23 protein-coding genes and 1 pseudogene are annotated in these 23,310 nt (G+C 75.7%); 21 read left to right on the top strand and 3 right to left on the bottom strand.

What is annotated here, in order from left to right:
- The 6 genes from VGP36_21680 to VGP36_21655 form a co-directional block, all read left to right on the top strand.
- The coding region (locus VGP36_21680) for an OB-fold nucleic acid binding domain-containing protein (protein ID HEV7657320.1) at window positions 1-785 on the top strand (785 nt) is incomplete at its 5' end.
- 90 nt (window positions 786-875) lie between these two features.
- Window positions 876-1,886, top strand: coding sequence for a hypothetical protein (locus VGP36_21675; GenBank protein HEV7657319.1), 1,011 nt, complete (start codon window positions 876-878; stop codon window positions 1,884-1,886).
- Window positions 1,883-3,259 (top strand): DUF5931 domain-containing protein, encoded by a 1,377-nt coding sequence (locus VGP36_21670; GenBank protein ID HEV7657318.1) that lies wholly within the window; start codon window positions 1,883-1,885, stop codon window positions 3,257-3,259. The genes VGP36_21675 and VGP36_21670 overlap by 4 nt, the downstream gene beginning before the upstream one ends.
- Complete coding sequence (locus tag VGP36_21665) at window positions 3,259-3,900, top strand: response regulator transcription factor (protein ID HEV7657317.1); 642 nt, start codon at window positions 3,259-3,261, stop codon at window positions 3,898-3,900. Before VGP36_21670 ends, VGP36_21665 begins: the two co-directional genes overlap by 1 nt.
- Window positions 3,901-3,953: 53 nt before the next feature.
- On the top strand, window positions 3,954-5,180 hold the full coding sequence (locus VGP36_21660; protein ID HEV7657316.1) for an amidohydrolase family protein: 1,227 nt from the start codon (window positions 3,954-3,956) through the stop codon (window positions 5,178-5,180).
- Entirely contained in the window at window positions 5,177-6,061 is an 885-nt protein-coding gene (locus VGP36_21655) for a hypothetical protein (protein HEV7657315.1), read from the top strand. The genes VGP36_21660 and VGP36_21655 overlap by 4 nt, the downstream gene beginning before the upstream one ends.
- On the opposite strand, the gene VGP36_21650 is transcribed toward VGP36_21655, so the two are convergent.
- Window positions 6,042-6,719 carry an LON peptidase substrate-binding domain-containing protein gene (locus VGP36_21650; GenBank protein ID HEV7657314.1) on the bottom strand — a complete coding sequence of 226 codons (678 nt, stop codon included), beginning with the start codon at window positions 6,717-6,719 and terminating at the stop codon, window positions 6,042-6,044. The genes VGP36_21655 and VGP36_21650 overlap by 20 nt on opposite strands.
- Window positions 6,720-6,756: 37 nt before the next feature.
- Here VGP36_21650 and hisD point away from each other — a divergent pair, with 37 nt between their 5' ends.
- The 7 genes from hisD (at window position 6,757) to hisF (ending at window position 12,253) form a co-directional block, all read left to right on the top strand.
- Window positions 6,757-8,055 carry a histidinol dehydrogenase gene (hisD, locus tag VGP36_21645; GenBank protein ID HEV7657313.1) on the top strand — a complete coding sequence of 433 codons (1,299 nt, stop codon included), beginning with the start codon at window positions 6,757-6,759 and terminating at the stop codon, window positions 8,053-8,055.
- Window positions 8,052-9,143, top strand: a complete 1,092-nt coding sequence (locus tag VGP36_21640) for a histidinol-phosphate transaminase (GenBank protein ID HEV7657312.1) — start codon at window positions 8,052-8,054, stop codon at window positions 9,141-9,143. The genes hisD and VGP36_21640 overlap by 4 nt, the downstream gene beginning before the upstream one ends.
- Window positions 9,140-9,733 carry an imidazoleglycerol-phosphate dehydratase HisB gene (gene hisB, locus VGP36_21635; protein ID HEV7657311.1) on the top strand — a complete coding sequence of 198 codons (594 nt, stop codon included), beginning with the start codon at window positions 9,140-9,142 and terminating at the stop codon, window positions 9,731-9,733. Before VGP36_21640 ends, hisB begins: the two co-directional genes overlap by 4 nt.
- Window positions 9,730-10,335 carry an imidazole glycerol phosphate synthase subunit HisH gene (hisH, locus tag VGP36_21630; protein HEV7657310.1) on the top strand — a complete coding sequence of 202 codons (606 nt, stop codon included), beginning with the start codon at window positions 9,730-9,732 and terminating at the stop codon, window positions 10,333-10,335. Before hisB ends, hisH begins: the two co-directional genes overlap by 4 nt.
- Complete coding sequence (locus VGP36_21625) at window positions 10,328-10,660, top strand: hypothetical protein (protein ID HEV7657309.1); 333 nt, start codon at window positions 10,328-10,330, stop codon at window positions 10,658-10,660. The genes hisH and VGP36_21625 overlap by 8 nt, the downstream gene beginning before the upstream one ends.
- 109 nt (window positions 10,661-10,769) lie before the next feature.
- On the top strand, window positions 10,770-11,489 hold the full coding sequence (priA, locus tag VGP36_21620) for a bifunctional 1-(5-phosphoribosyl)-5-((5-phosphoribosylamino)methylideneamino)imidazole-4-carboxamide isomerase/phosphoribosylanthranilate isomerase PriA (protein ID HEV7657308.1): 720 nt from the start codon (window positions 10,770-10,772) through the stop codon (window positions 11,487-11,489).
- On the top strand, window positions 11,486-12,253 hold the full coding sequence (hisF, locus tag VGP36_21615; GenBank protein ID HEV7657307.1) for an imidazole glycerol phosphate synthase subunit HisF: 768 nt from the start codon (window positions 11,486-11,488) through the stop codon (window positions 12,251-12,253). Before priA ends, hisF begins: the two co-directional genes overlap by 4 nt.
- Window positions 12,254-12,440: 187 nt before the next feature.
- Here hisF and VGP36_21610 read toward each other — a convergent pair whose 3' ends face one another.
- A complete protein-coding gene (locus tag VGP36_21610) occupies window positions 12,441-13,076 on the bottom strand; it encodes a TIGR03085 family metal-binding protein (GenBank protein HEV7657306.1) in 636 nt (211 codons plus the stop codon).
- Window positions 13,077-13,244: 168 nt separating this feature from the next.
- Here VGP36_21610 and VGP36_21605 point away from each other — a divergent pair, with 168 nt between their 5' ends.
- The 6 genes from VGP36_21605 to VGP36_21580 all read left to right on the top strand — a co-directional run bounded on the left by VGP36_21605 (window position 13,245) and on the right by VGP36_21580 (window position 21,155).
- The gene (locus tag VGP36_21605; GenBank protein ID HEV7657305.1) at window positions 13,245-15,017 is read left to right on the top strand and encodes an ABC transporter ATP-binding protein; all 1,773 of its coding nucleotides are present in this window, start codon (window positions 13,245-13,247) and stop codon (window positions 15,015-15,017) included.
- Window positions 15,014-16,843: an ABC transporter ATP-binding protein gene (locus VGP36_21600; GenBank protein ID HEV7657304.1), complete on the top strand. Its 1,830-nt coding sequence runs from the start codon at window positions 15,014-15,016 to the stop codon at window positions 16,841-16,843. The genes VGP36_21605 and VGP36_21600 overlap by 4 nt, the downstream gene beginning before the upstream one ends.
- A gap of 157 nt (window positions 16,844-17,000) precedes the next feature.
- A complete protein-coding gene (locus tag VGP36_21595; GenBank protein ID HEV7657303.1) occupies window positions 17,001-18,119 on the top strand; it encodes a hypothetical protein in 1,119 nt (372 codons plus the stop codon).
- A gap of 211 nt (window positions 18,120-18,330) precedes the next feature.
- Entirely contained in the window at window positions 18,331-19,038 is a 708-nt protein-coding gene (locus VGP36_21590; protein ID HEV7657302.1) for a response regulator transcription factor, read from the top strand.
- Window positions 19,039-20,526 carry a HAMP domain-containing sensor histidine kinase gene (locus tag VGP36_21585; GenBank protein ID HEV7657301.1) on the top strand — a complete coding sequence of 496 codons (1,488 nt, stop codon included), beginning with the start codon at window positions 19,039-19,041 and terminating at the stop codon, window positions 20,524-20,526.
- Between the two features lie 65 nt (window positions 20,527-20,591).
- Window positions 20,592-21,155 carry a hypothetical protein gene (locus VGP36_21580; protein ID HEV7657300.1) on the top strand — a complete coding sequence of 188 codons (564 nt, stop codon included), beginning with the start codon at window positions 20,592-20,594 and terminating at the stop codon, window positions 21,153-21,155.
- On the opposite strand, the gene VGP36_21575 is transcribed toward VGP36_21580, so the two are convergent.
- On the bottom strand, window positions 21,137-22,060 hold the full coding sequence (locus VGP36_21575; protein ID HEV7657299.1) for an oxidoreductase: 924 nt from the start codon (window positions 22,058-22,060) through the stop codon (window positions 21,137-21,139). The two genes, VGP36_21580 and VGP36_21575, sit on opposite strands and share 19 nt — an antisense overlap.
- Window positions 22,061-22,109: 49 nt before the next feature.
- Between VGP36_21575 and hisI the strand changes: the two are divergent.
- Both hisI and VGP36_21565 read left to right on the top strand, forming a co-directional pair.
- Window positions 22,110-22,466, top strand: a pseudogene (gene hisI / locus VGP36_21570) (phosphoribosyl-AMP cyclohydrolase).
- Window positions 22,467-22,594: 128 nt separating this feature from the next.
- On the top strand, window positions 22,595-23,310 hold a 716-nt coding region (locus VGP36_21565; GenBank protein HEV7657298.1), incomplete at its 3' end, for an anthranilate synthase component I.

Raw genomic sequence — 23,310 nt, 5'->3', positions numbered from 1 at the left:
TCATCCAGGTCTTCGACCAGGCCGTGGACAGCTTCCTGGCCGCGAAGAAGGTCGAGGCGACCGGGCAGTTCGACCTGTTCGGCGACTCCGACTCCGGCGGCGACGACGTGATGGACGCGGTCTTCGCGGTCACCGTGCCGCAGGGCGAGTGGGACAAGATGGGCAAGCTCGCCTTCGAGCGGGAGATGCTCGGGCTCTACGTCTCCGACCACCCGCTGCTCGGCGTCGAGCACGTGCTCGCCGCGCACTCCGAGCTGACCATCGGTGCGCTGCACACCGACCAGGTCGGGGACGGGCAGCAGATCATCCTGGCCGGGATCCTGTCCTCGGTGCTGCGCCGGGTGAACAAGACCGGCTCGCCCTGGGCGTCCGCGGTGCTGGAGGACCTGGAGGGCTCGGTCGAGGTCCTCTTCTTCCCGCAGACGTACGCGCAGGTGGCGGTCAACGTGGCCGAGGACGCGATCGTCGTGGTCAAGGGGCGGGTCGACCGGCGCGAGGACGTGGCGAAGCTGATCGCGTCCGACCTGTCCGTACCGGACCTGTCCGAGGGGCCGCGGGGGCCGGTGGTGGTCTCGCTGCAGGCGGCCCGGTGCACGCCGCCGGTGGTGGAGCGGCTGCGCGAGGTGCTCTCCACCCACCCCGGCACGACCGAGGTGCAGTTGCAGCTGGTCAACGGGGAGCGGCGGACCGCGCTGCGGGTCGCGGACGGGTTCCGGGTGGCGGCGACACCGGCGCTGATGGGCGACCTCAAGGCCCTCCTCGGCCCGACCTGCCTGGCCGGCTGAGCCCGCCCTCGGCGTGGCGGCGGCGACACGCCGTTGTATCGACCGGGGGAACTTGCGTCGGCCACACCGGATCGGGGGAATGATGCGTCTGTGACGACGCAGCGTGGCGATGACCCCCGGACCACGGTCCCGGAGGATCAGACCTGGTTCACCCACCCGGTGCCGCGGACCCCCGGCGACGACGCTGTGTCGCCAGGGACGTGGGCCGGAGCCCCCCGGGCCGAGAGCGGCCGGGCCGGCGGCGCCCGGGCCGAGGGCGGCTGGGCCGCGCCGGAGGGCGGGGCCGGGCCGGCGGGCGGGGCGCCGGACGGCTGGGCGGGCCCGGAGGGCGCGGCCGATGCCTGGGCGGCGCCGGAGGGCGGGGGCCGGGCGGAGCGGCGGCGGGCGCGGGAGGCGTCCGAGCAGGCCGCGGCCGAAGGGGACACCGGACGGCTGGACGCCGTCCGCATCGACGAGGACCGGATCGGAGCGGACGGAGTGGTTCCACAGCCTCGGCGGGGACGGCGGCGGGCGACCGCCGATTCGGCCGCCGACAGTGCCGACGGGGCGGCCCGGGCGGACGGGTTCGACCCGGGTGACACCGGCACCTGGCGGGTCCGCGACATGGTGCCGGGCGCCGACGGCGGCCGCCGCAACACCACGATCCTGCGCTACCTGCTCGGCCTGCTCGCCATCGACCACGTCCGGGCGCTGAGCCGCTGGACGTTCGTGGTGCCGATCGTCGGCCTGGTGCTGCTGGTCGTCCGGCCGCGCTGGATCGGGCTGGCCGTGTTCGTGCTCGGCGTGCTGCTGATCGTGGCCCGGATCGTCGCGGTCCGGCTGATCGCCCGCCGGACGCTGCCGCGCCGCTACCGGCCGGTCGAGGACGACCTGCGGGCCGCGGTCGAGGCCGGCAAGGCCAACCTGCGCGGCGAGCTGCGCCGGGTCGGCATGCCGAGCTCGGCGTTGGCGTTGCCGCGGTCGGTGTTCCGGCTCGGTTCGTCCGACTCGCGGCGGACGGCCCGGTCCCGGCTGCGCGACATCGAGATCGACCGGGTGCTGCCCCGCGCCCAGCTCGACCGCGCCCTGCGCGTGCTCGACGGGGCGTCCGCCGGCCGGTGACCCCACCGGCACCCGCCTTCCCGGCTGGGGACTCCTCCGGCGAGTCCCCGAGCAAGGCCTCCGGGACCCGCGGTGGGGCTTCGGCGGGGACCCCGGCCGGGACCCCGGGCGGGACCCCCGGTGGGGCCTCAGCCGGGACCGGCAGCGGGACCCCGGGCGGGACGCCCGGTGGGGCCTCGACCGCGACCCCCGGTGGCGCGCTGCCGGGGACCCCCGGTGGGGCCTCGACCGGGCCCCCCGGTGGGATCTCGGGTGGGGTTCCGAGTGGGGCCGGGGTCCGGACGCAGTTGTGGCGGGGGGTTGTCGCGTATCGGATCGCGGCGCTCGGGTATGTCGCGGTGCTGACCCTGCAGGTGCGGGACGACTTCGCGCACCCGCGGGCCGCGCTCGGGGTACTGGCCGCGATGGCCGCGTGGACCGCCGTCACGACCCTGGCCAACACCCGCGATCGCGGCCGGGTCTGGCCGGTCGTCGTCGCCGACCACGTCGTCTGCGCGGGGCTGACCCTGCTCTCGCTGCCGGTGCAGGGCGCGACCGAGATCGCGACCGGCGCGCCGACGCTGACCACGGCCTGGGCCGCCGCCCCGGTGGTGTCCTCGGCGCTGCTCGGCGGCGCCCGGGGCGGGCTGGCCGGCGCGGTCGTGCAGGGCGCGGCCTCGGTCGTCGTCCGCGGCGAGGTCACCCAGGCGACGCTCGGCAACATGGTGCTCCTGCTGCTGGCCGGCGGCGCCGTCGGGTACGTCGCCCGGCTGGCGGTCGCGGCCGAGCAACGGCTGGCCGTGGCGGTCCGGCTGGCCGCCGCGACCCGGGAGCGGGAGCGGCTGGCCCGCGGCATCCACGACGGCGTCCTGCAGGTGCTCGCGCTGGTACGCAGGCGCGGCGCCGAGCTCGGCGGCCCGGCCGGGGAGCTGGCCGCGCTGGCCGGGGAGCAGGAGGTCGCGCTGCGGACGCTGGTGACCGCGCCGGCCCCGGTCCCGGCGGGCGCGCCGGTGGACCTGCGGACGCTGCTGGCGCCGTACCGGACCGGGCTGGTGACGGTGTCCGGGCCGGCCGACCCGGTCGCCCTGCCGGCGCCGGTCGCGACCGAGCTCGCGGCCGCGGTCGGGGCCGCGCTGGACAACGTCGAGCGGCACGCCGGCGGCCGGGCCTGGGTGCTGGTCGAGGATCTCGGCGACGAGGTCGCCGTGAGCGTGCGGGACGAGGGGCCCGGCATCCCGGCCGGGCGGCTGGCCGCGGCGGCCGTGGCCGGGCGGCTCGGCGTCGAGTCCTCGATGCGGGGCAGAATGCGCGACCTCGGCGGCACCCTGTCGGTCCGTACGGATCCGGCCGAGGGCACCGAGGTCGAGTTCCGGGTACCGCGGGGAGGGCGCTGATGGTCCGGCTCATGGTCGTCGACGACCATCCGATCTGGCGCGAGGGCGTCGCCCGCGACCTGGCCGAGGCCGGGCACCAGGTGGTCGCGACCGCCGCCGACGGTCCGGCCGCGGTCCGCCGCGCCGCCGCCGTCCGGCCCGAGGTCGTGCTGATGGACCTGCAGCTGCCGCTCGGGTCCGGGGTGGAGGCGACCAGGGAGATCCTCGCTGCCGACCCGGCCGCGCGGGTGCTGGTGCTCTCGGCCAGCGGCGAGGACGCCGACGTGCTGGCCGCGGTGAAGGCCGGCGCGACCGGCTACCTGGTCAAGTCGGCCGGCCGGGACGAGCTGCTGGCCGCGGTGGAGAAGACCGCCCGCGGCGAGGCGGTGTTCTCGCCCGGGCTGGCCGGGCTGGTGCTGGGGGAGTTCCGGCGGCTCTCGGCCGGGCCGGCCGACGACGGCGTGCCCAAGCTGACCGAGCGGGAGGTCGAGGTGCTGCGGCTGGTGGCCAAGGGCCTGTCCGCCCGGCAGGTCGCCGGCCGGCTCGTGCTCTCGCACCGGACCGTGCAGAACCACGTCCAGAACACCCTGCGCAAGCTGCAGCTGCACAACCGGGTCGAGCTGACCCGGTACGCGATCGAGCAGGGGCTGGACGAGGACTGACACACCCGGGTGGGCGACTCACTCCCGCGCCGCCGGCAGGGGATCATGGTCGGATGACGAACCCGGCCCGGACCCGCGGCGGCCGCGCCGCCGGCTGGGTCCGGGACGCGGTCTGGGTCGCGGTGAACGGGCGGCGGGCGCTACGGCGGGACGACCCGCTCGCCGAAGGCGGCCTCGGGCGTGGGGTCGCGCTGCGGGGGCGGGTCTGGCCCGGCGGCACCGCCGAGGCGTACGACGGGGTGGTGCTGATCGGGCCCGACGGGACCATCGAGCGGATCGGGCCGCCGGCCCAGGTGTCGATCCCGGTCGGCGTCCGCGTCATCGGCGCGGCCCACAACTGGATCGGGCCGGGGATCGTCGACGCGCACGTGCACCTCGCGTTCGGTACGGCCGAGGAGGCGCTGCGGGGCGGGGTGGTCGGCGTCCGCGACCTCGGGGCGCCGCGCCGCGATGCGTTGCGGCGGCGGACCGGGCACCGCCGGCCGCCGCCGGGCGTGCCGTACGTGGGGGTGGCCGGGCCGATCCTCACCGCGACCGGCGGGTACCCGTCCCGGTCCTGGGGCGCGGACGGGTTCGCCTCGTTCCTGACCACGCCGGCGCAGGCCCGGCTGGCGGTGCGGGGGCTGGCCGGGGACGGGGTCGACCTGGTCAAGGTCGCGGTCGAGCGCGGTCCGGACGGGGCCTGGCCGGTGCCGTCCACGGCCGTGCTGCGGGCGGTCGTCGACGCCGCGCACGGGGCCGGGCTCAAGGTCGTCGCGCACGCTCTCACCGCGGAGGCGGTCGGCCGGGTCCTCGACGCCGGGGTGGACGAGCTCGCCCACACGCCGGTCGAGCCGCTGCCGGAGGCGCTCGTCGACCGGGTCGCGGCGGCGGGGATCCCGGTCGTGTCGACGCTGCAGACGTTCTTCTCCGACGGCGCGGGGCGGGCCGCGGCCGCGAACGCGGCCGCGCTGCACCGGGCCGGCGTCCCGCTCGTCTACGGGACCGACCTCGGCAACGCCGGCACCCGGACCGGGGTCGACCCGCGCGAGCTGGACCGGCTCGCCGACGCCGGGCTCGGCCGGGCCGGGGCGCTGCGGGCGGCGACGCTCGGTTCGGCCGGGGTGGCCGGGATGCGGCTGCGCACCGGCCTGCTGGAGCACGGCCGGGTCGCGGCGGCGGTGCTGCTGAACAGCGACCCGCTGGTCGAGCCGGGGGTGTGGCGGCGGCCGCGCGCGGTCGTGTGCGACGGGCGGCTCGTGGAACCGCCCGAAGGAGCGCCTGACACACTGGGTTCGTGAGCTGGCCACCGGAGACGACCCCGAGCACGCCCGGCCCGGGCCAGCCCCCCGACCCCGCCGCGGACGGCGCCCCCGAGCCCGGCTCCTACGATCCCGGCCCCTGGGGCCGGCCGGCCGAGGACGCCGGCCGGAACGGCACCCGCTACCCGGCGCCTGACGGGACCCCCGGTACGTACGCCGGGCCGGGGACGCCCGGCTCGTACGCGGGGCCGGCGACCCCCGGCTCGTACCCGGCACCGGCCGGGCCGTACGGGAACCTGAGCCAGGTCGGCGGGTATCCCGGCGACGTGCTCCCGCCCCAGAGGACGCAGCGCGGCCCGCGGGTCCGGCTCTGGCCGCCGACCCGCCCGGAGTGGGTCACCGCGCTGTCGGTGATCGTCGCGCTGGCCGCGGTCGGCGCGGCCGTCGCCCCGCTCTGGGTGCACCTCGCGCCCCGGCTCGCGTTCCAGGTCGACCGGCCCGGCCGGGCGCTGCCGGTGGTCCCGGAGGCGGAGGAGTACATCGCCGCCGACGGCCGGTTCGTGCTGATCACGCTGATCGCCGGCCTGGTCGCGGCGCTGGCCTGCTGGTTCGTCCGGCGCAGCCGGGGTCCCTGGACGCTGTTCGCGCTGGCCGCCGGCGGCCTGCTCGGCGCGGTCGTGACCTGGCGGCTGGGGCTGTGGCTCGGGACCGGCTACCAGCAGTCCGACCTGCTCGTGGTCGGCAAGGTCATCCACCAGCCGCTGACCCTGCGGGCCAAGGCCGGCCTTGTCGTCGAGCCGGTGGCCGCGGTGATCGTCTACCTGCTCGCGACCGGCTTCTCCGCCCGCAACGACCTCGGCCGCCAGGACGAGAGCCAGGACGAGGAGAGCAAGGAGCCGGTCAGCTCAGGCTCTGCGTGACCTGCAGCTCGGCGATCGGCACCGGCAGCGCCCGCAGCCGCCGGACCATCGTGGTCTCCCGCTTGAGCAGCCGCAGTTCCGCCTGCAGCCGGCCGCGCACGGTGTCGGTCTCCAGCAGCGACTGCTTGTCCTCCAGCGTGAGCGTCGCCCCCGCCGCGACCACGTAGGACAGCTCGCCCGGGTCGCTCGGCAGCTCCGGGGTCTCGGCCGGCAGCGCCCGCAGCCCGGCCGCGGCCACGACGTACTCCGAGAACAGCGCGCCGACCGAAGCGGCCAGCCCGGTCGCCTCCGCGGGCGGCTGCGGCGGCAGCCACTCGACCGAGCCGACCAGGTACGGCTGGGAGTCCCGGTCGACCTCCAGCAGCCGGAACCGGTCCGCGCCGACGGTGACGATGTCGTACCGGCCGTCGGGGTAGCGCGACACCCGGCGCAGCTCGGCGGCGCAGCCGACCCCGTGCAGCGCCTCGGCCGCGTCCGCGCCGACCTCCCAGCCCTGCCGGATCGCGACCACGCCGAACCGGCGCGGGACTCCCTCGGGCTGGTCGACCAGCGTGCGGACCAGCTCCCGGTAGCGCTCCTCGAACACGTGCAGCGGCAGCACCACGCCCGGGAACAGGACGGTGTGACCGAGGGGGAAGAGCGGAAGCACATCGGCCACCTGACCAGGCTAGAGGAGAGCCGGGGATACTGGGCGGGTGCTGACCCGCCTCGACCTCACCGACCGGCCTGCTGCCGGCGGACTGGCCGGTGTGCTCCCGCGCGCCGCGGTCGACGTCGAGGCCGCCACCCATCTCGTCCGGCCCACGGTCGAGGCCGTCCGGGAGCGCGGCGCGGCCGCCGTCCGGGAGGCGACGCTGCGCTTCGACGGCGTCGCGGCGACCGAGCTGCGGGTGCCGGCGAGCGCGCTGGCCGAGGCCGCGGCCACCCTCGACCCGGACGTCCGGGCCGCGCTGGACGAGGCGATCCGGCGGATCCGGCTCGTGCACCGGGCCCAGCGTCCGGCCGAGACCACCGTCGAGGTCGTCCCCGGCGGCACTGTCACCCGCCGGCACCTCCCGGTCGGCCGCGTCGGGCTGTACGTGCCCGGCGGCCTGGCCCCGCTCCCGTCCAGCGTGCTGATGAACGTGATCCCGGCCCAGGAGGCCGGGGTCGGCTCGATCGCGGTCACCTCGCCGCCGCGCAACGACCAGGGCGGCCTCCCGGACCGTACGATCCTCGCCGCCTGTGCCCTGCTCGGCGTCGAGGAGGTCTACGGGGTCGGCGGCGCCCAGGCGATCGCGATGCTCGCGTACGGGGTCGAGGGCGTGCCGCCGGTCGACATGATCACCGGGCCCGGCAACGTGTACGTGACCGCGGCCAAGCGGCTGCTGCGCGGCGTGGTCGGGATCGACTCCGAGGCCGGGCCGAGCGAGGTGATGGTGGTCGCGGACGCGACCGCGGACCCGGTGCTGGTCGCCGCGGACCTGCTCAGCCAGGCCGAGCACGGGCCGACCTCGGCCTCGGTGCTGGTCACCTGGGACGTGCGGCTGGCCGCCGCGGTCGAGGAGTCGCTGGCCGAGCAGGCCGCCGCGACCAAGCATGCCGACCGGGTCACCGAGGCGCTGACCGGCCCGCAGTCCGGCACCGTGCTGGTCCGGGACCTGACCCAGGCCCTCGAGGTCGCCGACGCGTACGGCGCCGAGCACCTGGAGATCCAGACCGCCGACGCGGCCGCGGTCGCCCGCCGGGTCCGCAACGCCGGCTGCGTCTTCGTGGGGGCGTACGCGCCGGTGTCGCTGGGCGACTACGCGGCCGGCTCCAACCACGTGCTCCCGACCGGCGGCAGCTGCCGGCACACCGCCGGCCTCTCGGTCGAGACGTTCCTGCGCGGCGTGAACTACGTCGAGTACGACGAGGCCGCACTGCGCGACATCGGCGGGCACGTCGTCGCCCTCGCGCAGGCCGAGGACCTGCCGGCGCACGCGAACGCCATCACGCAGCGGACCCAGCGGTGACCGGCCTGGACGAGCTGCCGCTGCGGGAGGACCTGCGCGGCCGCTCGCCGTACGGGGCGCCCCAGCTCGACGTCCCGGTCCGGCTCAACACCAACGAGAACAGCTCGCCGCTGCCGCCCGCGCTGCTGGACGACATCGCCCGGGCCGCGGCCGGCGTGGCCGGGAGCCTGAACCGCTACCCGGACCGGGACGCGGTCGACCTGCGCGCCGACCTCGCCGCGTACCTCGGGCACGGGTTGGCGCCGGCCCAGGTCTGGGCCGCCAACGGCTCCAACGAGATCCTGCAGCAGCTGCTGCAGACCTTCGGCGGGCCGGGCCGGACCGCGCTCGGCTTCACCCCGTCGTACTCGATGCACGAGATCATCACGACCGGGACCGGCACCCGCTGGCTCTCCGGGGAGCGCGCGGCCGACTTCACCGTGCCGGCCCGCAGCGCGGCCGGGCAGGTGGTCTCGCATCAGCCCGACGTCGTCTTCCTGACCAGCCCGAACAACCCGACCGGGACCGCGCTGCCGCTGGAGACGGTCGAGGCGGTGCTCGACGTGGCGCCGGGGATGGTCGTCGTCGACGAGGCGTACGCGGAGTTCGCCCGGCCCGGGGTGCCCTCCGCGCTGACCCTGCTGCCCGGGCACCCGCGGCTGGCGGTGACCCGGACGATGTCCAAGGCGTTCGGGATGGCGGGGCTGCGGCTGGGTTACCTGGCCGCGGACCCGGCCGTGGTCGAGGCGGTCCAGCTGGTGCGGCTGCCGTACCACCTCTCCGCGCTGACCCAGGCCGTCGCCCGGGTCGCGCTCGCGCACGCGCCGGCGCTGCTGGCCAGCGTCGAGGCGATCAAGGCGGAGCGGGACCGGATCGTCGCGGCGCTGCCGGCCGCCGGGCTGACCGCGGTGCCGAGCGACGCGAACTTCGTGTTGTTCGGCCGGTTCGCCGACGCGGCCGCGGCCTGGCAGGCGTTCCTGGACCGCGGCGTGCTGGTCCGCGACCCCGGCATCCCGGGCTGGCTGCGGGTCACCGCCGGCGTCGACTGGGAGGTCGACGGGTTCCTGTCCGCGGTACCCGAGGTCGCACGAGAGGTGGGGACGGCATGAGTCGCACGGGGCGGGTCGAGCGGGAGACGAAGGAGTCCTCGGTGCTGGTCGAGGTCGACCTCGACGGCACCGGTCACACCGACGTCGAGACCGGCGTGCCCTTCTACGACCACATGCTCTCCCAGCTCGGCAAGCACGGCGGCTTCGACCTCACGATCCGGACCAAGGGCGACCTCGAGGTCGACGCCCACCACACGGTCGAGGACACCGCGATCGCGCTCGGCGAGGCGTTCCGGCAGGCGCTGGGGGACAAGGCCGGGCTGCGCCGGTTCGGCGACGCGCTGGTGCCGCTGGACGAGGCGCTGGCCCAGGTCGCGGTCGACCTGTCCGGCCGGCCGTACCTGGTCCACGACGAGCCGTCCGGCATGCCGCCCACGATCGGCCCGCTGTACGCGACGACGCTGACCCGGCACGTCTTCGAGTCGTTCGTGCACTCGGCCCGGATCGCGCTGCACGTCCGGGTGCTCGGCGGGCGGGACGCGCACCACATCGTCGAGGCCCAGTTCAAGGCGGTGGCGCGGGCGCTGCGGGACGCCACCGCGTACGACCCCAAGGTCAGCGGGATCCCGTCCACCAAGGGCGTCCTGTGAGCCGCATCGTCGTCCTGGACCACGGGTCGGGGAACCTGCGGTCGGCGGAACGGGCGCTGGCCCGGGCCGGCGCGGAGGTCACGGTCAGCTCCGACCTGGCGCTGGCCGCCGCGGCCGACGGGCTGGTCGTGCCGGGCGTGGGGGCGTACGCGGCCTGCATGGCCGGGATCGACGCGCTCGGCGCCGGGCCGGTGGTCCGGGAGCGGGTTTCGGAGGGCCGGCCGGTGCTCGGCATCTGCGTGGGGATGCAGATCCTCTTCGACTCCGGGGACGAGCACGGCGTGGTGACCAAGGGCCTGGGAGTGCTGCCGGGCGAGGTGCGCCGGCTGGCCGCGCCGATCCTGCCGCACATGGGCTGGAACACCGTCACGCCCGCGGCCGGCTCGGCCCTGTTCGCCGGCCTGCCCGCGGACACCCGCTTCTACTTCATCCACTCGTACGCCGCGACCGCGACCGACGGCCTGGTGACCACGGCGACGCACGGCGAGGAGTTCGTGGCCGCGGTGGAGCGGGGGGCGCTGTGCGCGACCCAGTTCCACCCGGAGAAGTCCGGCGACGCCGGCGCGCGGTTGCTGGCGAACTGGTTGCGGACCCTTGAGTAAGGAACGGGCGAAGCGGCGCGCGGTCCGGGAGGCCGAGTCGGCCCGCCGGATCGCGGCGGCCGAGGCCCGCAGCGACCGGCAGATCGCCAGCAGCCGGCGCAAGGCCCGGCGGACCGCGGCGCTCCGGTCGGTGCGGCCGCGCGGCCGGCGCTGGAGCCGCCGGACCCGGGAGCAGCGGGCGATCACGGTCGTGCTGCTGCTCGCGATCGCCGTCGGCGCGTACGTGCTGCTGGACTCCTGGGGGGAACGGATCGCGGTCATCCTGGTCGCCCTCCTGGCCGCCCCCGCCATCCTGACGATGATCCTCGACCGGAGCACCCGGTGAGTGGGAGGTCGGACGCGGAGCGCCTGTCGGCGCGCCGCCCACGGTTCTCGGTAGGCGCGGAGGGAAGACGCCGGCAGAGGCGTCCGACCGGAGCGAACAGGGAGACACAGTGACGTTCACGCTGTTGCCGGCTGTCGATGTTGCGGATGGGACGGCGGTGCGGCTCGTGCATGGTGCGGCCGGGACCGAGACCCGGTACGGCGACCCGCGCGAGGCCGCGCTGGCCTGGCAGCGCGACGGCGCCGAGTGGGTGCACCTCGTCGACCTGGACGCGGCGTTCGGCCGGGGCACCAACGCGCCGCTGCTGGCCGAGGTGATCCGCACCCTGGACGTCGACGTCGAGCTGTCCGGCGGCATCCGCGACGACGAGTCGCTGACCGCCGCCCTGGCCACCGGCGCCCGCCGGGTCAACATCGGCACTGCCGCCCTGGAGCAGCCGGACTGGGTCGCCCGCGCCATCGGCCGGTACGGCGACCGCATCGCGGTCGGCCTGGACGTCCGCGGCGGGACGCTGGCCGCCCGCGGCTGGACCCGGGACGGCGGCGATCTCTGGGACGCGCTGGCCCGCCTGGACGACGCCGGCTGCGCCCGGTACGTGGTCACCGACATCCGCCGCGACGGCACCCTCACCGGACCGAACACCCAGCTGTACAAGGAGGTGTGCGCCCGCACCGACCGGCCGGTGGTCGCCAGCGGGGGCGTCTCGTCGCTGGCCGACCTGCGCGAGCTGGCCGCGCTGGAGCCGGTCGGCGTCGAGGGCGCGGTGGTCGGCAAGGCGCTCTACGCCGGCGCCTTCACCCTGCCCGAGGCCCTGGCGGCGGTGGCATGAGCGTTGCCGTCCGCGTGATCCCCTGCTTGGACGTGGATGCCGGGCGGGTGGTCAAGGGCGTCAACTTCACCGGCCTGCGGGACGCCGGCGACCCGGTCGAGATGGCCCGCGGCTACGACGCCGAGGGCGCGGACGAGCTCACCTTCCTCGACATCACCGCGTCCTCCTCCGGCCGGGAGACCACCTACGACGTGGTCCGGCGGACGGCCGAGCAGGTCTTCATCCCGCTCACGGTCGGCGGCGGGATCCGTACGGTCGCCGACATCGACGCGTTGCTGCGGGCCGGGGCGGACAAGGTCGGGGTGAACACCGCCGCGGTCGCCCGGCCCGAGTTCCTGCGTGAGGCGGCGCACCGCTTCGGCTCGCAGTGCATCGTGCTGTCGGTCGATGCACGCCGGACGCCCGGCACCGCGAGCGGCTTCGAGGTGACCACCCACGGCGGGCGTCGCGGCACCGGCATCGACGCGGTCGACTGGGCCCAGCGGGCGCAGGAGCTCGGCGCGGGGGAGATCCTGCTCAACTCGATGGACGCGGACGGGACCCGGGCCGGCTACGACCTGGAGATGATCCGCGCGGTCCGGGCCCGGGTCACGGTCCCGGTGATCGCCTCCGGCGGGGCCGGCGCGCTGGGCGACTTCGCGCCCGCGGTCGACGCCGGCGCCGACGCGGTCCTCGCGGCCAGCGTCTTCCACTTCGGTCAGCTCCGCATCAGCGAGGTCAAGACCACCCTCGCCACCGCCGGCCTGACCATCCGCGCCGCCTGAGGATCCAGGGCGGCGGTGCGGAGGCGGTGTAACGACCTGACCGCGCAACGACCTGACCGCGCAACGGACTGACCGCGCAACGGCCTGACCGTCGGTGGTCCGATCGCCGGACGCCCTGATCGCCGGACGCCCTGATCGCCGGACGCCCTGATCGCCGGACGGCCCGACCGCCCCCGGGGGGAGAGGGTCAGAAGCCGAAGGGGGTGGCGAGGACGCGGGAGACCGCGGCGTCGTCGCCGGCCAGGTCGACCCGCGCCGCCCGCTGCCGCCCGGACGTGAACAGCGCCAGCTCCACCGGATCCCCGGTCACGGTCACCATCAGCGGCCCCTTCTTCGCGACCACCGACGCGTCCGTGCCGGACCGGTGCAGCTGCACCCCGTCCGGGGCCTTGCGCAGCGTCGCCCGGGCGCCCAGCCGCACCGCCCGCCAGACCGAGTCGGCCAGCGAGGCCGGCACCGCCCGCGGCCCCCAGCCCGGCTGGGCCCGCCGGACGTCCTCGTGGTGGATGACGAACTCCAGCAGGTTCACCAGGTCCTTGGCCCCGGGCAACCCCATCGGCGACCACTTCGGCGCCCCGACCCGGACCCCGGCCACGATCTCCGGGTACGGCCGCTCGGCCTGGTCGACCATCGCCCGCTCCGCCAGCCCGGACAGCTTGGGCACGGCGATCCCGGCCCACGCCTTCGGCTCGCGGTCCCGGACGTAGAGGTGGGTGGCCAGGTCGCGGGTGTTCCAGCCCTCGCAGAGGGTTGGCGCGTCCGGGCCGAGGGCATCCAGCAGGTCGCAGAGGGCGGCGCGCTCGGCGTCGGCGGTGCTCGTCACCCCCCGATCGTACGATCATTAGCGGAACTAACGATCCCGCCGTAGGGTGGGAAAGGTTGCGCCGCGAAAGGAGAATGCGTGTCCCGGGGGTCCACTGATGTTCTTGTCCGCGGCCTTCGAGTACTCGGGACCGGTATCCGGGAGCAGCGGCGGGTCTTCACCCTCGCGGTGATCGGCAGCACCCTCTACGCGGCGATGACCGTCGCCAGCGCGTTCGTGATGGGCCGGATCACCTCCCGGGTGATCGTGCCGGCCTTCGAGAGCGGCGCGACCACCCGCGGCGCGCTCGCCGGCGCCGCCACCCTGATCCTGTCCGTGGCGCTGCTCAAGGTCGTCGGCATCATCGGGCGCCGGGTCGCGGCCGGGATCGTGCAGTACCGGCTGCAGGCCTCGTACCGCCGCCGGGTCGTCCGGCAGTACCTCACGCTCCCGTTGTCCTGGCACCAGCAGCACCCGACCGGCACCTTGCTGTCCAACGCGAACGCGGACGTCGAGGCCAGCTGGTACACGATGGCGCCGCTGCCGTTCGCCATCGGGACGCTGGTGATGCTCGTCATCAGCGCGGTCGCGCTGCTCCTCACCGACCCGGTGCTCGCGGTCGTCGGGTTCGTCGTGTTCCCGGTGATCTTCAGCGTGAACTTCTCGTACTCGCGCCGGATGGCGCCGCGGATGACCCGGGCCCAGCAGCTGCGGGCCGAGGTCTCCGAGATCGCGCACGAGAGCTTCGACGGCGCGCTGGTGGTCAAGACCCTGGGCCGGGAGGACTCCGAGACCGCGCGGTTCCAGCAGCGCTCGGAGGAGCTGCGGGACGCGATGATCCGGGTCGGCCGGCTGCGCGGCCTGTTCGACCCGATCATGGAGGCGCTGCCGACCTTCGGCACGCTCGCCGTGCTGTTCGTCGGCGGCATCCGGCTGCGCTCCGGCGCCACCAGCGTCGGCGACCTGGTCAGCGTGGCCTACCTGTTCAGCATCCTGGCCACCCCGATCCGGGCGATCGGCTGGGTGCTGGGCGACCTGCCCCGCGTCGTCGTCGGCTGGGACCGGGTGCAGCGGGTGCTCACCGCCTCCGGCGGCCAGGAGTACGGCACCGTCCGGCCCGACCGCACCGGCCCGGCGACCCTCGACGTCAGCGGCGCCGGCTTCGCGTACGCGCCCCCGGTCGACCCGGAGGGCGACCTGTCCGGGGCATACGCGGCCGAGGACGCCCGGGCGCCGATCCCGGTCCTGCGGGACGTCACCTTCGACGTGCCGGCCGGCCGGACAATCGCGCTGGTCGGCCCGACCGGCAGCGGCAAGTCCACGCTGGTCTCGCTGCTGGTCCGGCTGGTCGACCCGGACAGCGGCGCCGTCCTGCTCGACCGCGACGACCTGCGCGACCTGGCCCGGGGCGGGGTGGCCGAGCAGGCCGCGCTGGTCAGCCAGGCCACGTTCCTGTTCGACGACACCGTGCGCGGGAACGTCACGCTCGGCTCCGACCTCGACGACGACCGGGTCTGGGAGGCGCTGTCGCTGGCCCAGGCCGAGAACTTCGTCGACGCGCTGCCCTCGGGGCTGGACACCCGCATCGGCGAGCGCGGCACGACGCTGTCCGGCGGGCAGCGGCAGCGGCTCGCGCTGGCCCGGGCGCTGGTCCGCCGGCCCCGGCTGCTGGTGCTCGACGACGCCACCTCCAGCGTCGACCCGGCGGTGGAGGCGGCGATCCTCAAGGGGCTGCGCTCGGCCGACCTCGGCGCGACCGTGGTCGTGGTCGCCTACCGGCGGGCCACGATCGCGCTGGCCGACGAGGTGGTCTGGATCGAGCACGGCCGGGTCGAGGCCCGCGGTACCCACGAGGAGCTGGTCGGCTCCACCCCCGGGTACGCGGCGCTGGTCAACGCCTACGACGACGAGGCCGAACGACGGGCCGGGCTGGTCGCGCAGGAAGGCGGCCTGAGCCGATGACCCGGATGTCGATGAACCGGCCGCTGGAGACCGAGGACATCCTCACCCTGGCCGGGGCCGGCCGCCGCGACGGCGCCGTCGCGACCCTGCGACGCGGGCTGCGGCTGGTGCCGGAGCTGCGCCGGGGGCTGGTCGGCACGCTGCTGTTCGCGCTCGTCGCCACGGCCGGGCGGATCGTGGTCCCGCTGGCCGTGCAGCAGACCCTGGACCGCGGGCTGCTCGCCGACGGCGGGCCGGATCTCGGCCGGGTCGGCTGGATCGTGGCCGGCTGCGCGGTCGCGGTGCTGATCACGGCGCTGGCGGCGTACCGGCTGAACTACCGGCTGTTCCGGACCACCGAGACGGCGCTGGCGGCGCTGCGGGTGCGCGCCTTCCGCCGGGTGCACGACCTGTCGATGCTGCACCAGCAGGCGGCCCGGCGCGGCTCGCTGGTGTCCCGGGTGACCAGCGACGTCGACCAGATGTCGGTGTTCATGCAGTGGGGCGGGATCCTGGTCGTCACCTCGACCGGCCAGCTGCTGCTGGCGACCGTGCTGATGGCGGTGTACTCCTGGCAGCTCACCCTGCTCGTGTACGCCTGCTTCGTGCCGCTGGCGGTGGTCCTGCCGAAGCTGCAGAAGCGGCTCGCGGCCGCGTACGGAACGGTGCGGGAGCGGATCGGCGACCTGCTCGGCGCGGTGTCCGAGTCCGTCGTCGGGGCCCAGACCGTCCGGGCGTACGCGGTGGAGGACCGGACCGCGGACCGCATCGACGGCGCGATCGACCGGCACTACCGCTCGGCCGTACGGGCCCAGAAGACCACGGTCATGGTCTTCACCACCGGTGAGCTCGTCGCCGCCCTGGCCAACGCGGCCGTGGTCGTGGTCGGCGTGCTGCTCGGGGTCGGCGGGCACGGGCTGACCGCGGGCAAGCTGGTCGCGTTCCTGTTCCTGGTCACGCTGTTCATCGCGCCGGTGCAGGTCGCCTCCGAGGCCCTGTCCGAGGCGCAGAACGCGCTGGCGTCCTTCCGCCGCGTCCTCGACGTCGTCGACGCCGAGCCGGACGTGGCCGACCCCGCACCCGGGACGCCGCTGCCGCCGGGGCCGCTCGGCGTCCGGTTCGACTCGGTGATGTTCCGCTACCCGCAGGCCAACCGGGCCGCGCTGGTCGACGTCGACCTGGAGATCCGGCCGCGGTCCCGGGTCGCGGTGGTCGGCGAGACCGGCTCGGGCAAGACCACGTTCGCCAAGCTGCTGACCCGGCTGATGGACCCGACCAGCGGCTCCGTCCTGGTCGGCGGCGTGCCGATGACCGAGGTGCCGTTCGGCTCGCTGCGCTCGCGGGTCGTGATGGTCCCGCAGGACGGCTTCCTGTTCGACGAGTCGGTCGCCGACAACGTCCGGTACGGCCGGCCGGCCGCGACCGACGAGGAGATCACCGCCGCGTTCGGCGCGCTCGGGCTGGGCGACTGGCTGGCCGGGCTGCCGGACCAGGTCCGGACCGCGGTCGGGCAGCGCGGCGAGGCGCTGTCGGTGGGGGAGCGGCAGCTGGTCGCGATCGCCCGCGCGTACGTGGCCGACCCGGACGTGCTGGTGCTGGACGAGGCCACCTCCGCGGTCGACCCGGCCACCGAGGTTCGGTTGAGCCGGGCCCTGGACTCGCTCACCCGGGGCCGGACCACGCTGGTCATCGCGCACCGGCTGGCCACCGCGGAGGCGGCCGACGAGGTGCTCGTGGTGGACGCCGGCCGGGTGGTCCAGCGTGGGCCGCATGCCGATCTCGTCGGGCAGGACGGCCCCTACGCACGCCTGTACGAGTCCTGGATCGTCCAGCGCCGCGCAGGCTGAGCGAGGTCGGGACACAGCGCCCGTTCGAGTGATCGAAGTCCCCCGTTCGATCACTGGCCGTAGCTGTTGATCGCCTTTATGGTGCGTGAGTAGGTACCGCTCTGCGCCCGGTCGATGCAGCCCGTCGTCGTCCCCGGGCCCCTGGTCAGGAGGACCCGTGGTCGCCGCCGTCGCCTCGGCGCCGCCCCGCCGCTGCCCGGTCTGCGGGTCGGCGGTGCCCGAGCTGCTCTCACCCTCCGGTCGCCGCCGCCGCGGGCGGCCGCGGGTGTTCTGCTCCGAGCGCTGCCGGCTCGGCGACCGGCACGGGATCCCGGACCCGCGCCGCCGCCGGGCCCAGGTCGCCGCGTTCGCCGAGGCCGTCCGGGGCGGGATCGCCGCCTCCGGGCTGCCGCTGCGGGACCTGGCCGCCCGGCTGGGGGCGGCGTACCCGAGCCTGGCCTCGAGCGTGGCCACGCTGAGCGCCTGGCAGACCGGCGGCAGCGCGCCGCCGCACACGCCGCACGGCCGGGACCGGGTGCTCGCGCTGGAGCGCTGCCTCGGCCTGCCCGCCGGCGACCTCGCGCTGCTGCTGCCCGGTGGTCCGGTGGTGCCGGCGCCGCGTCCGCCCACCGAGTCCGCCGGTGGCCCGGCCGCCCGGCGGGCCCGCCTCGCCCACCTGCTCACCACGCTGGAGGGACCGCAGCAGGTGCTTCCGGTCGCGGTGACCAAGCAGGTCCGGCTCGGTCCCGGGCCGCGGCCGGTCTCGGCCCTGATCACCCTGGTGCTGCGGGCGGCCCATGACGGCGTCGACCGGTTCTGGTACGTCGACGGCGCCGACCCGGCCCAGCGCCCGGTCATCCGGGCCACCGCCGGCTGCCGGGCCGTCCGGCGGGTGCCCGAGCCCGGGCTGCGCGGGACCGGCCTGATCGCGGCCGAGCTGGTGCTGGACCGGACGCTGGCCCGCGGCGAACGGCACGAGCTGTCCTTCCAGGTCCGGTACGAGCCCGGCCCGCCGGCCCGGCCGGTCGAGCCGGCCTACCGGCACCTGGTCGAGCAGCCGGCCGAGCGGCTGGACCTGAGCGTGGTCTTCGACCCGCGGGCAATGCCGGCCGAGCTGCTGGCCTGCCGGTGGCGGCCGCGGGACGGGACCGAGATCACCCGCGCCGCAGTCACCGGGCCGGGCGGGCAGGCGTACCGGCTGGTGGTCGAGGATCCCGGTCCCGGTGGGTACGGCTGGCGCTGGGCCCCGGCGCCGGTGCGGCTGCGAGCGCCCCGGCCCGGCGCCAGCGCCGCCTGACGCGGCTGCGGCGTCCCGGCGCCGGCGCCTGACCGGCACCCGACGGCGTTCCGCGTCACTGCCCCGGCACCCGCCGGGGTCTTGCGTCGTTGCTCAGGGGGTGGAAGCCATCCGCACAGCGGACGCACAGGGTTTGCCCAGCCCCGGCACAGCGGCTGCGGGCACGCTCGGGACGCGACGGGCGAGGGGACTGGGTGACAGCATGGGCACGATGGGCGGGACTGTGAACGGCACGCGCCGGCGGGTACTGGTGGTCGACGACGAGGAGAACGTCGCCCACCTGGTGTCCTCCGCGCTGCGTTTCGACGGCTTCGAGACCCTCACCGCGGACTCCGGCTCGCGGGCGCTGGCCGCGGTGGCCGAGCACGAGCCGGACCTCGTCGTGCTGGACGTGATGCTCGGCGACCTGGACGGTGTCGAGGTGCTGCGCCGGCTGCGGTCCGGCGGCTCCGACGTGCCGGTCGTCTTCCTCACCGCCCGCGACGCCGGCGAACACCGGGTCGAGGGGCTGCGGGCCGGCGCCGACGACTACGTGGTCAAGCCGTTCTCGGTGGAGGAGCTGCTGGCCCGGGTGCACGCCGTGCTGCGCCGCACCGCCCCGCCCGAGAAGCCGCCGGCGTCGCTGCTCACGGTGGCCGACCTGGAGCTGGACGAGGACAGCCACGAGGTCCGCCGGGCCGGCGAGGAGGTCCAGCTCACCCCGACCGAGTTCGAGCTGCTGCGCTACCTCATGCGCAACGAGCGCGTCGTGCTCTCGAAGTCGCAGATCCTCGAGCGGGTCTGGAAGTACGACTTCCAGGGCCGCTCCAACATCGTCGAGCTGTATGTGGGCTACCTGCGCAAGAAGGTCGACTCGGTCGAGCCGCACCTGATCCACACCATCCGCGGCGTCGGCTACGTGCTGCGCGCGCCCAGGTAGATGAACCGGTACGCCCTCCGCACCAGGATCGTCGCGCTCGCGGTCCTGCTCGTCGCCTTCGCGGTGACGGCAGTGGGCGCAGCGACGTACGTCTCGCTGCACCGCTACGCGATCACCCGTCTCGACCAGCAGGTCCAGAGCGTCGGCCAGAACGCGAGCCGGGCGATCTGCGCGCCGCCCAACGGGGCCGGTCAGCAGACCGCGGACCGCACCGTCTACGCCGCCTTCATCTACGGGCCGGACGCGCAGGTCGTCTCCGTCAGCTGCGGCGACGGCTACCGGCTGGCGAAGTCGCTCGCCGTGTCCGGGACGGACGCCAAGCGGTTCGCCGGCGTCAAGGCCGCGAGCGATCCCATCAGCCTGCGCACGACCGACGGCCGTGAGTACCGCGTCATCGCGTACCCGTCCACCGGGCTGCTGCCGGACGGCTCGACGACCGCGGGCACGGCCGTCCTCGGACTGTCGACGAGCGACATCAGCGACACGCTCGGCCGGCTGGTGTTCCTCGAGGTGATCATCGGCGCGATCGCGGTGCTGGCGACGGCGGTGCTCGGGACGATCGGCGTCCGGCTGGAGATGCGGCCGCTGGCCCGGGTCACCCGGACCGCGCGCACCGTCGCCGCGGAGCTGGGTCCGGACGGCCGCGGGCTGGAGAACCGCGTCCCGGCCGGCGATCCGCGGACGGAAGTCGGGCAGCTGGCCGAGGCGGTGAACACCATGCTGGGCGCCGTCGAGCAGGAGTACACGGCCCGGTACGAGTCCGAGCAGCGGATGCGCCGCTTCCTCGCCGACGCCTCGCACGAGCTGCGGACCCCGCTCACCTCCTTGCGCGGGTACGCCGAGCTGGTCCGGATGCGCGGCGGCCTGGACGAGGACGCGTCGGACTCGCTGCGCCGGATCGAGACCGAGGGCAAGCGGATGGGCCGGCTCGTCGACGACCTGCTCACGCTGGCCCGGTCCGACCGGGGCACCGTGGTCGAACGGGTCGAGGTCGACGCGGCCGAGGTGGTGGACGACGCGGTCGCCGGGATCCGGGCCGCGTACCCGCAGCGGCTGGTCGAGATGACCGCCCGCGAGCCGCTACCGGTGCTCGGCGACCGCAACCAGCTGCAGCAGGTGATCACCAACATCCTGTCGAACGCGGCCGTGCACGCGACCGCGCCGGTCCCGATCCGGGTCACCGCCCAGCGGGAGGGCCCAGGGGTCGTGATCCGGGTCGCCGACGGCGGGCCCGGCCTGCCGCCGGAGCAGGCGGCGCAGGTGTTCGACCGGTTCTGGCGGGCGGACTCGGCGCGGACCCGGGTCCGCGGCGGCAGCGGCCTCGGCCTGTCGATCGTGCAGGCGCTGGTGGTCGATCACGGCGGCGAGGTCCGGTTCGAGTCCGACGTGGCGAGCGGGACGACGGTGACGGTGTTCCTGCCGGCGGCGCAGGTTCCGGCGCCGTCGGACGAGGCCGCGTTCGCGCGGCCGGTGCCCACGTCGTCCTAGGGCTGGTCCGCAATGCCCTGAGTCGGTGGTCCCGGTTCGGGTCGCCGGTATCTATCGTCTTCGGTATGACCGCGATCCTGGAACCGCAGACGGCGCCGACCGCTCCCACGGCTCAGCCGGTGGTCGCGCCGCCCCCGATCGAGACGCCGGAGATCACGATCGTCCTCGCGCCGGTGCCAGTGGCGGAGCCGGTCGCCCGGCCGGTCGCCGAGCCGGTCGTCGAGCCGGTCGTCGAGCCGGTCGTCGAGAAGGTGCGGCCGCGGCGGGTGCTGTCCGCGGCCGGCGTCCGGGTCGTCTGCGTAGCGCTGATCGTGCTGTTCTCGGTCAGCGTGGCCGTGCAGCCGCCGGCCGACGGCCCGCAGCCGGTCGCGCCCTGGTGGGCCACCGCGCTGAACGTCGTGATCCAGCTCGGCCTGGTCGCCGTGCTGGCCGGCGTGCTCACCGGGCGGCGCTGGGCCGTCCGGGCCGGCCTCGCCACCGGCGTCAGCCTGCTCGCACTGAGCATCAGCTGCCCGATCGACGGCCACCACGTCATCGCGGCCTGGTGGTTCGTGCAGATGGCGATGGGGATCGCGATGACGGCGCTGCCGGCCGCCGTGCTGCGCCGGACTCAGACGAAGGCCGGGTAGCGCACCCCGGTCTTCTCCTCCGACACCGCCCACAGCCGCTCGGCGTCGGCACGGTCCCGGGCCCGCTTGCTGACCGGGACCTGGATCGGCGCGCCGTGCAGCTGCTGGAAGCCGCTGGGCCCGAAGACCTCGCCGCCGCGGGCGGCCGGGTCGGTCGCGGCCCGCAGCGTCGGCAGCGCGCCCTGGGTGTCGGGCTGGCCGATGAGCTTGGTCATCAGCATCGCGCCGTACTCGCTGATCTTGCTGCCGGCCAGCTTCGGACCGGCCGTCTGCAGGTTGGTCGCGGTGTAGCCGGGGTGCGCGGCGACCGAGCGCAGGTCGACCCCGGCGTCGTCGGCCCGCCGCTGCAGCTCGAACGTGAAGAGCAGGTTCGCCAGCTTCGACCGCGCGTACGCCGGCCACTTGCGGTAGCGCCCCTGCGCGTCGAGGTCGTCGAAGCTCATCCGGCCCAGCGTGTGCAGGGTGCTGGTCACCGTGACCACCCGGGCGCCGGGCCGGGCCAGCAGCCGGGGGAGCAGCAGGCCGGTCAGCGCGAAGTGGCCGAGGTGGTTGGTGCCGAACTGGCTCTCGAACCCGTCCGCGGTCCGCCGCAGCGGCGGCGCCATCACCCCCGCGTTGTTCACCAGCAGGTCCAGCCCGTCCGGGTGGTAGGTCTCGGCGAACGTCCGGACCGAGGCCAGGTCGGCCAGGTCCAGCTTGGCCAGCGTCACCTCGGCGGCGGGGACGTCGGCCAGCAGCCGGCGCAGGGCGTCGGCGCCGCGTCCGGGGTCGCGGGCGGCCAGCGTCACGGCGGCGCCGTGCCGGGCCAGCTCCACCGCGGCCCGGAAGCCGATCCCCGAGTTGGCGCCGGTCACGACGGCCGTACGGCCGGTCAGGTCCGGGATGTCAGCAGCGGTCCAGGGCATCCCTCCATCCTGCTCCACGCCGCTCGGGGCGGCGCGGCAGAATGGCCGCATGTCCGCAGCCCCCCGCCCGTCCGACCTCGACCCGACGATCGCCGCCCGGCTCAAGCGCGACGACCACGGCCTGTTCCCGGCCGTGGCCCAGCAGTGGGACACCGGCGAGGTGCTCATGGTCGGGTGGATGGACGACGAGGCGCTGCACCGGACGCTGAGCACCGGCCGCTGCACGTACTGGTCGCGCAGCCGCCGGGAGTACTGGGTGAAGGGCGAGACGTCCGGCCACCTGCAGTGGGTCCGCTCGGTCGCGCTCGACTGCGACGGGGACACCGTGCTGGTGAAGGTCGACCAGGTCGGCGCCGCCTGCCACACCGGCGACCGCACCTGCTTCGACGCCGACGTGCTGCCCGCGGTCGTCCTCGACCCGCCGGCGATCTCCGGCCGGACCGCTCCGGCTCCGGCTCCGGCTGGCGCGGCGGCTGCGGGCGGCGACCCGGCCGGCCCGGCTCCGGCCGCGGGCACGGCGCCGACGGTGGCGTCGTGACGACCGGGCAGGCCGTCCCGGACCGGGCCGGGTTCGCCCGGCTGGCCCGCGGATCCCGGCTGGTCCCGGTGACGCGGCGGCTGCTGGCCGACGGCGAGACGCCGGTCGGCGTGTACCGCAAGCTGGCCGGCGGCCGGCCCGGCACGTTCCTGCTGGAGTCGGCCGAGCACGGGCGGTCCTGGTCGCGCTGGTCGTTCGTAGGGGTCCGGTCGTCGGCCACGCTGTCCGAGCAGGCCGGCCGGGCGGTCTGGACCGGCACGCCGCCGCCGGGGGCGCCGACCGACGGCGACCCGCTGGCGGTGCTGGCCGCGACCTGGCGGGCGCTGCTCGGGCCGGCGCCGGCGGCCGAGCTGCCCGATCTGCCGCCGCTGACCGGCGGGCTGGTCGGCTACCTCGGCTACGACGTGGTGCGCCGGCTGGAGCGGCTGCCGGCGTACGCGACCGACGACCTAGGACTGCCCGAGCTGACCATGCTCGTGGCGACCGACGTCGCGGTCGTGGACCACCACGAGGCGAGCGTGCTGCTGGTGGCCAACGCGCTGGTGCCGGAGGGCGCGTCCGCGGGCGAGCTGGACGCGCTCTACGACGACGCGGTGACCCGGCTCGACGCGATGACCCGGGACCTGGCCACGGCGGCGCCGCCGAGCGTCGCGGTGACCCGGCCGGTGCCGCCGGCCGAGCACGTGTCCCGCACGCCGGCCGGGCAGTACCA

It is taken from the genome of Mycobacteriales bacterium (assembly GCA_035995165.1).
In the GTDB taxonomy this organism is placed as follows: Bacteria; Actinomycetota; Actinomycetes; order Mycobacteriales; family CADCTP01; genus CADCTP01.
The sequence above is the reverse complement of the archived record's forward strand: the minus strand, read 5'-3'. Positions and strand labels throughout refer to the sequence as shown.